Source organism: Trebonia sp., assembly GCF_049794275.1.
Classification (GTDB): domain Bacteria; phylum Actinomycetota; class Actinomycetes; order Streptosporangiales; family Streptosporangiaceae; genus Trebonia.
Genome location: NZ_JBARCR010001089.1, coordinates 1 through 6,459, shown reverse-complemented (window position 1 = coordinate 6,459; position 6,459 = coordinate 1). Strand labels below are relative to the sequence as shown.

At 70.8% G+C, this 6,459-nt stretch carries 6 protein-coding genes; 2 read left to right on the top strand and 4 right to left on the bottom strand.

Annotation, left to right across the window (positions count from 1 at the left end; all coding sequences use genetic code 11):
* Positions 1–196, bottom strand: a 196-nt coding sequence (locus WA805_RS27170; RefSeq protein WP_425243762.1) for a LysR family transcriptional regulator, incomplete at its 3' end; no start/stop codon positions are given.
* Between the two features lie 163 nt (positions 197–359).
* Between WA805_RS27170 and WA805_RS27165 the strand changes: the two genes are divergently transcribed.
* Together WA805_RS27165 and WA805_RS27160 are read left to right on the top strand one after the other, a co-directional pair.
* Positions 360–1,262, top strand: coding sequence for an SDR family oxidoreductase (locus WA805_RS27165; RefSeq protein ID WP_424562839.1), 903 nt, complete (start codon positions 360–362; stop codon positions 1,260–1,262).
* Between the two features lie 27 nt (positions 1,263–1,289).
* Positions 1,290–2,123: an MOSC domain-containing protein gene (locus WA805_RS27160; protein WP_422286729.1), complete on the top strand. Its 834-nt coding sequence runs from the start codon at positions 1,290–1,292 to the stop codon at positions 2,121–2,123.
* Positions 2,124–2,126: 3 nt separating this feature from the next.
* Here WA805_RS27160 and WA805_RS27155 read toward each other — a convergent pair whose 3' ends face one another.
* The 3 genes from WA805_RS27155 to WA805_RS27145 form a co-directional block, all read right to left on the bottom strand.
* Entirely contained in the window at positions 2,127–4,256 is a 2,130-nt protein-coding gene (locus WA805_RS27155; RefSeq protein ID WP_422286731.1) for a S9 family peptidase, read from the bottom strand.
* Between the two features lie 11 nt (positions 4,257–4,267).
* The gene (locus tag WA805_RS27150) at positions 4,268–5,116 is read right to left on the bottom strand and encodes an SDR family NAD(P)-dependent oxidoreductase (protein ID WP_425243761.1); all 849 of its coding nucleotides are present in this window, start codon (positions 5,114–5,116) and stop codon (positions 4,268–4,270) included.
* Between the two features lie 30 nt (positions 5,117–5,146).
* The coding region (locus WA805_RS27145) for a hypothetical protein (RefSeq protein ID WP_425240872.1) at positions 5,147–6,459 on the bottom strand (1,313 nt) is incomplete at its 5' end.

Sequence of the window (6,459 nt, the reverse complement as noted above, 5' to 3'; positions counted from 1 at the left end):
GCCGGGTACCTTGCGGGGTGCGGTCGAGCAGCTGCGCGCCGAGCTGCTGCTCGAGCTGGCGGATCTGCCGGCTCAGCGACGGCTGCGCGACGCGCAGTTCGGCGGCGGCGCGGCCGAAGTGCCGGTGCTCGGCGACGGCGGCGAAGTACCGCACCAGCCGCAAGTCCAGGTCGACCGGGTGTTCCAGATCAGGCATGATCCCATCGTAATACCCAACGCTGGTAAATCAATATGAGCTGCGGTGATGCCTGAAACGTATCGCCTGGTCCGGAACAAGTCTTGGACGAGGCGCGGTCGTCGCGCGCAACCTGAAGGTACCGGCCGATACCTGAGGCCGGGCCATCAGGAAGGAGCGCATCATGCGTGTTTTCGTTACCGGCGCGACCGGTTTCATCGGCTCCGCCGTCGTCCGCGACCTTATCGACGCGGGCCATCAGGTCACCGGCCTGGCCCGTTCTGACAACTCCGCCGCGGCCCTGGCGGCCGCCGGCGCCGACGTGCACCGCGGCTCCCTTGCGGACCTCGACAGCCTGCGCAGCGGCGCGGCCTCGTCCGACGGCGTGATCCACACCGCCTACATCCACGACTTCTCGGAAAACAACGACGCCGCGTCCTACGCAAGGACCGACGGGCGCGCCATCGAGGCGATCGGCGAAGTGCTCGCCGGATCCGGCAGGCCGCTCGTCGTCGCCTCGGGGATGCCCGCGCCCGCGCCGGGACACGTCACCACCGAAGAGGACGCGGCGCCGGAGAACCCGGCGTATCCCCGCGTGTCGGAACGCGCGGCGCTCGCGTTCGCCGGGCGCGGTGTCCGCGCGTCGGTACTGCGAATGCCGCCGACGGTCCACGGCGAGGGCGATCACGGCTTCGTCCCGGCTCTCATCGGCATCGCCCGCGCGAAGGGCCTGGCAGCCTACGTGGGCGACGGGGCCAACCGCTGGTCGGCCGTGCACCGGCTGGACGCCGCCCGGCTGTTCCGGCTGGCGGTCGAGAGCGCCCCGGCAGGCACCCGGCTGAACGCCGTCGGCGACGAGGGCGTGCCGTTCAGGGACATCGCCGAGGTTATCGGCAAGCACCTTGACCTGCCGGTGACCGGGCTCTCCCAGCAGGAGGCGGCCGGTCATTTCGGTCTGTTCGCGGTCTTCGCGTCGCTCGACGTTCCGGCTTCGAGCGCGCGGACGCGAAAGCAGTTCGGCTGGCAGCCAGACCACCCGGGGCTCATCGCCGACCTTGACGAAGGTCACTATTTCAAGGAGTCGTGAACCCACGCGGCATGGCACCATCGAGGTATGCCGATCCAGCTCACCGACATCTGGCGATACCCGGTCAAGTCCTGCCGGGGCGAGCGGCTGAGCGAGGCCCTCGTCGAGCCCTGGGGGCTCGCCGGGGACCGCCGGTGGATGGTCGTAGACAGCGCGGGCGCCCCGGTCACGGCCAGGGAGTACCCGGACCTGGTGCTCGTCACGCCGCGGCTCGACTCCGGCGGCATTCGGCTGACCGCGCCTGGCCTGCCAGAGCTGACGGTGCCGGTGCCGCCCGCCACCGCCCTGGTCCCGGTCAGCGTGTGGAACAGCGACCTGGTGGCCGCCCAGGCCTGCGACGAGGCGTCCGAGTGGCTCGGCAAGATCATCGACGAGCCAGTGCGGCTCGTGTACCTGGACGACCCGACCCGGCGGGCGACGAACCCGGCCTACAGTCGGCCCGGTGACCGGGTGTCGCTCGCCGACGCGTACCCGCTGCTGCTCACCTCGCGGGAGTCGCTGGCCGCGCTGAACGACTGGATCCTCGAAGGGCCGCGGTTCGCCGAAGGGCCGCTGCCGATGACCAGGTTCCGTCCCAGCGTGGTGGTCGCCGGCGCGCCCGCCTGGGCGGAGGACGGCTGGCGCAGGGTGCGCATCGGCGAGGTCACGTTCCGGGTCGCCAAGGGCTGCGACCGCTGCGTGCTCACAACGGTCGATCCGGACACGGCGGTGAAGGGCAAGGAACCGCTCGTCACCCTCTCCAGGCACCGCAGGTGGGACGGCAAGGTCTGGTTCGGCGTCCAACTGATCCCGGACGCCCCGCATCCCGGCGCTCCCGGGGAGCCGATCGCCGTCGGCGCGCCCGTCACGGTTCTCGAATAGCTATCAGCCCGCGGCGGCCGTGGCCGTCGCGATGGACCAGGCCAGTACCAGCGCTTCCTCTTGCCAGGCGTCGTAGCGGCCGCTGCGGCCACCGTGACCGGCTTCCATCTCGGTCTTCAGCAGGAACGGGCCGCCAGAGGCGACAGCCCGCAGTCGGGCGATCCACTTGGCGGGCTCGTGGTACAGCACCCGGGTGTCGTGCAGGCTCGTGATCGCGAAGATCGCGGGATACGGCGCCGCGGCGACGTTCTCGTACGGGGTGTAGGACTTCATGTAGAAGTACACCTCGGGGTCGTGCAGTGGGTCGCCCCACTCCTCCCACTCGGTGACGGTCAGCGGCAGCGACGGGTCGAGGATCGTGTCCAGCGCGTCCACGAACGGCACCTGGGCGACGATCCCGGCGAACGCGCCGGGGGCCAGGTTCGCCGCCGCTCCCATCAGCAGGCCGCCGGCCGAGCCGCCGCGGGCGACCAGCCGGGACGCCGACGTCCAGCCCGTGGCGACCAGGTGCGCGGCGCAGGCCACGAAGTCGGTGAACGTGTTCTTCTTCTCCAGCATCTTCCCGTGGATGTACCACGGGCGGCCCAGTTCGCCCCCGCCGCGGACGTGCGCGATCGCGAAGACGAAGCCGCGGTCGAGCAGCGACAGCCGGGAGATCGAGAACGTCGGGTCGATGGAGTGCTCGTAGCTGCCGTACCCGTACAGCAGGCAGGGCGCGGACCCGTCGCGCGGCGTGCCCTTGCGGCACACCAGCGAGATCGGCACCCGCGTCCCGTCGGGTGCCACGGCCCACTCCTGGTGCTGCTCGTACTCGTCGCTTGCGAACGGCACGCCCGCGGGTGATGGCAGCACCGGCTGCTGCTTCAGCAGCGTCAGCGAGCCGGTCACCATGTCGTAGTCGTACACCGTGCCCGGCGTGATCATCGAGTTGTAGCCGAGCCGGTACGTGGTCTGCGTGTACTCCGGGTTCGAGCCGGGCGACACGGTGTAGACCGGCTCGGGGAACTGGATCTCCCGCGACTCGCCGTCGGCGGCCAGCACCCGCAGCCCGGTCAGCCCGCCGCGACGGAAATAGACCACGGTGTGCGACGCGAACGCGTCCACGCCGAGCAGCCGGGTGTCGGCCTGGTACGGGATCAGCGGCGTCCAGGTGCGCGAGTCACCGGTGCCGGGCAACGGCGCGGTGGCGAGCTCGAAGTTCTCCGCGCCGCCGTCGTTGTGCACGATCAGCAGCCGGTTCGCGGCGACCTCGACGTCGTACTCGACGCCCTGCCGTCGCGGCGCGACCACGGTGAACGTGCCCTCGGGCGCTGCGGAGTCGAGCAGCCACCATTCGCTGGTCAGCTTGCTTCCCACGAAGATGGAGACCCACTTGTCGTCGCGGGACAGGTGGATCGACAGCCAGAACCGCTCGTCGGCCTCCTCGTACACGATCACGTCGGACGACGCTGGCGTGCCGACCCGGTGCCGCCAGACCCGGTACGGCCGCCACGCCTCGTCCACCGTGACGTAGAACAAGGCAGACGCGTCCAGCGACCACGCGCAGCCGTAGAACGTGTCAGGGATCTCGTCGGGCAGCGTCTGCCCGGTCGCCAGGTCCTTGATCCGCAGCGTGTACCGCTCGTCGCCGGAGAAGTCGGTCGAGTAGGCGAGCAGTGACTCGCCGGGGCTGACAGACAGCGCGCCGAGCCGGAAGAAGCCAGCGCCGGCCGCCAGCTCGTTGCTGTCGAGCAGGACTTCCTCGCCCTCCAGCGGCTTGCCGTCCTCGGGCAGCGGCGGCCTGACCTCGCCGTCGAGCACACGGCGGCGGCAGAAGATCGAGTACTGCTGGCCCTCCACGGTGCGCGAGTACTCCCACCAGCCGCCCTTACGCACCGGGACGGACAGGTCGGTCTCCTGGGTGCGCGCCTTGATCTCGCCGAAGACCTCGGCCCGCAGGCCCGCCAGCCCGGCGGTCTGCGCCGACATGTACGCGTTCTCCGCCTCCAGGTAGCCGAGGACCTCGGGATCCTTGGAATCGGCTAGCCAGGCGTACGGATCGGTCACCGTGTCGCCGTGGTAGGTGCGCTCGAACGGGACCTGCTTGGCGGACGGCGGCGAGGACGAAGACGAAGACGAAGACGCGGTGCTCATAGCCGCCAAGCCTAGACGAACGATACGGGCGGCTCAGGCGGCCCGCCGGCCACGATCTCCTCGCCCCGCCTGGTGACCGCCTCATTCCTGTTTTCCGACGTGAGGAGGTAGAACCGCCGCGCACGGATTCCGTCGACCACGATCGCGGCCACCTCCGCGGGGGAGGCGCCCGTGGCCGACAGCCTGTCGAACCGTTCCGCGCTCTCCTGCTCGGCCTCGCCGCGCACCACGGGCGGCCCCGCCCACGACGGCCGGTTCCGCGCCGACGTGCCGAAGTTCGTGCGCACCGCCCCCGGGCACAGCACCGACACGCCGACGTGCGAGACGCCAAGCGATTTCAGGTTGAAGTACAGCGTCTCGGTCAGCGCCGCCACCGCGTGCTTGGACACCCCGTACGGGCCGAGCGTCCCGGCGAACACGCCGAAGATCGACGAGGTGTTCACCATGTGCCCGGCGTCCTGCTCGAGCAGCAGCGGCATGAAGGTGCGCACGCCGTTGATCACCCCGCCCAGGTTCACGCCGAGCACCCAGTCCCACTCACCGGGCGGGCACTCCCACAGCGCCCCGTGCGGCCCGCCCACGCCGGCGTTGTTGCAGACGACGTGCACCGCGCCGAACGCGGCCACCGCGGAGTCGCGCAGCGCGTCGACGGCCGCGGGGTCCGCCACGTCGGTGAGCACCGGCAGCACCGACGCCCCGTTGCCCGCGAGCGCGGACGCCGCCTTCGCCAGTGCGGACTCCTCCACGTCGGCCATCACGACGTGCATGCCCTCGGCGGCCAACCGCTCGGACAGGCCCAGCCCGATCCCGCTCGCCGCCCCGGTCACCACGGCTACCTTGCCCGGCGCGACCGGGCTCATGACGCTCTGCCCTCAGGAGCAGACGGCCCCTTACGGCATCGGGCCGACTGGCACGTTCGTTGGATGTCCACCATTGAAGTGAAGCAACGACAAGGTGGCCGTTGCAAGAGTCAGCCACCGGGTGAGCGTGTTGCGCGGCAGCAGCGCCAGCGCCACCCACGCGACCGACGCGTACCAGGGCAGCGACCACGGCGCGACGAGCAGCCAGGCGAACGTCAGCGCGCAGGTGGCCGCCACCACGGTCGGGACGTCCGGCGAGAGCCGGTTGTACAGGTACCAGGCCAGCAAGAGCATGAGCGGCGGCCAGGTGAAACCGATCACGGTGGTCACCGGGTGGCCGGCGCCGAAGATCGCCTCTACGACCCGCCAGACGGTGGGGGAGATGACCATCGTCGAGGCGTTGGCCACCGGCTTCAGGGCGATGAAGCCGTAGCTGAAGTAGTAGAGCCCCAGGGTGGTCGCCGCGGCGACGGTGGCGATCCTGACCAGCCGCGCCCACGCGCGGTCGTGCATCAGCGGGATCGCGATGCCGAGCGCGACGAAGCCGGCGCTCACCTTGATGCCGAGCGCCGCGCCGACGAGCAGCCCCACGAGCACGTCATGCCAGACGGTGGTGCAGCGTCTGGACACGACGATGGCCGCGATCGCGAACAGCGCGACGAAGGCGTCCATGTGGCCGCCGATCACCAGCTCGGTGATCAGCAGCGGGTTCGCCACCCACAACAGCACGGCGCGCACCGGGTCGGCCGCCGTCCGCAGCAGCACGTAACCGGTGACGAGGAACGCCGCCCCGATCATGATCATCAGCACCCAGATCGTGGCCCACGGCTTGGCGCCGCCGATCTGCGCGGCGAGCAGGTGCGTCCAGGCCGCCACCGGCCCGTACACCGACGGCGTGTGCTGCCACTGCGGGCTGACCAGCATCGTGTACGGGTTGTTCTTGCCACCGGGCAGGTCGGCGGGCAGGAACGTGTACGGGTTGTAGCCGAGCGCGGCGATCCGCCCGTAGGTGGCGTAGCTGGCCGCGTCCGACGAGCCGACCGGGGTGATGTTCACCAGCACCGCGACCGCGCCGGCCGCGGTCCAGAAGACACGCCGCGGGTTGGGGGACCAGCCCCGGCTGTTGGCCCACAGCATCATGGCCAGGCCCAGGCAGGACAGCCCGATCGACGCGTACATGATGAGGTTCGCGAGGATGTCCGGCAGGTGCGGCGCCCCGAGGTCCCTGGCCAGCGATGTCAGCGGCAGCAGTACCGGCGGCGTGGCGACGCTCGGACGCGGGGCGGTGGCGCAGAGCCCGACGAACGCGACCCCGGCGAGCCCGAGCGCGCTCAGCGTCACGG

Bases quoted from the DNA above. Each gene is read 5' to 3' on its own strand.
- WA805_RS27165 (WP_424562839.1), top strand. From the start codon at position 360: ATGCGTGTTTTCGTTACCGGCGCGACCGGTTTCATCGGCTCCGCCGTC.
- WA805_RS27155 (WP_422286731.1), bottom strand. From the start codon at position 4,256: ATGAGCACCGCGTCTTCGTCTTCGTCTTCGTCCTCGCCGCCGTCCGCC.
- WA805_RS27160 (WP_422286729.1), top strand. From the start codon at position 1,290: ATGCCGATCCAGCTCACCGACATCTGGCGATACCCGGTCAAGTCCTGC.
- WA805_RS27150 (WP_425243761.1), bottom strand. From the start codon at position 5,116: ATGAGCCCGGTCGCGCCGGGCAAGGTAGCCGTGGTGACCGGGGCGGCG.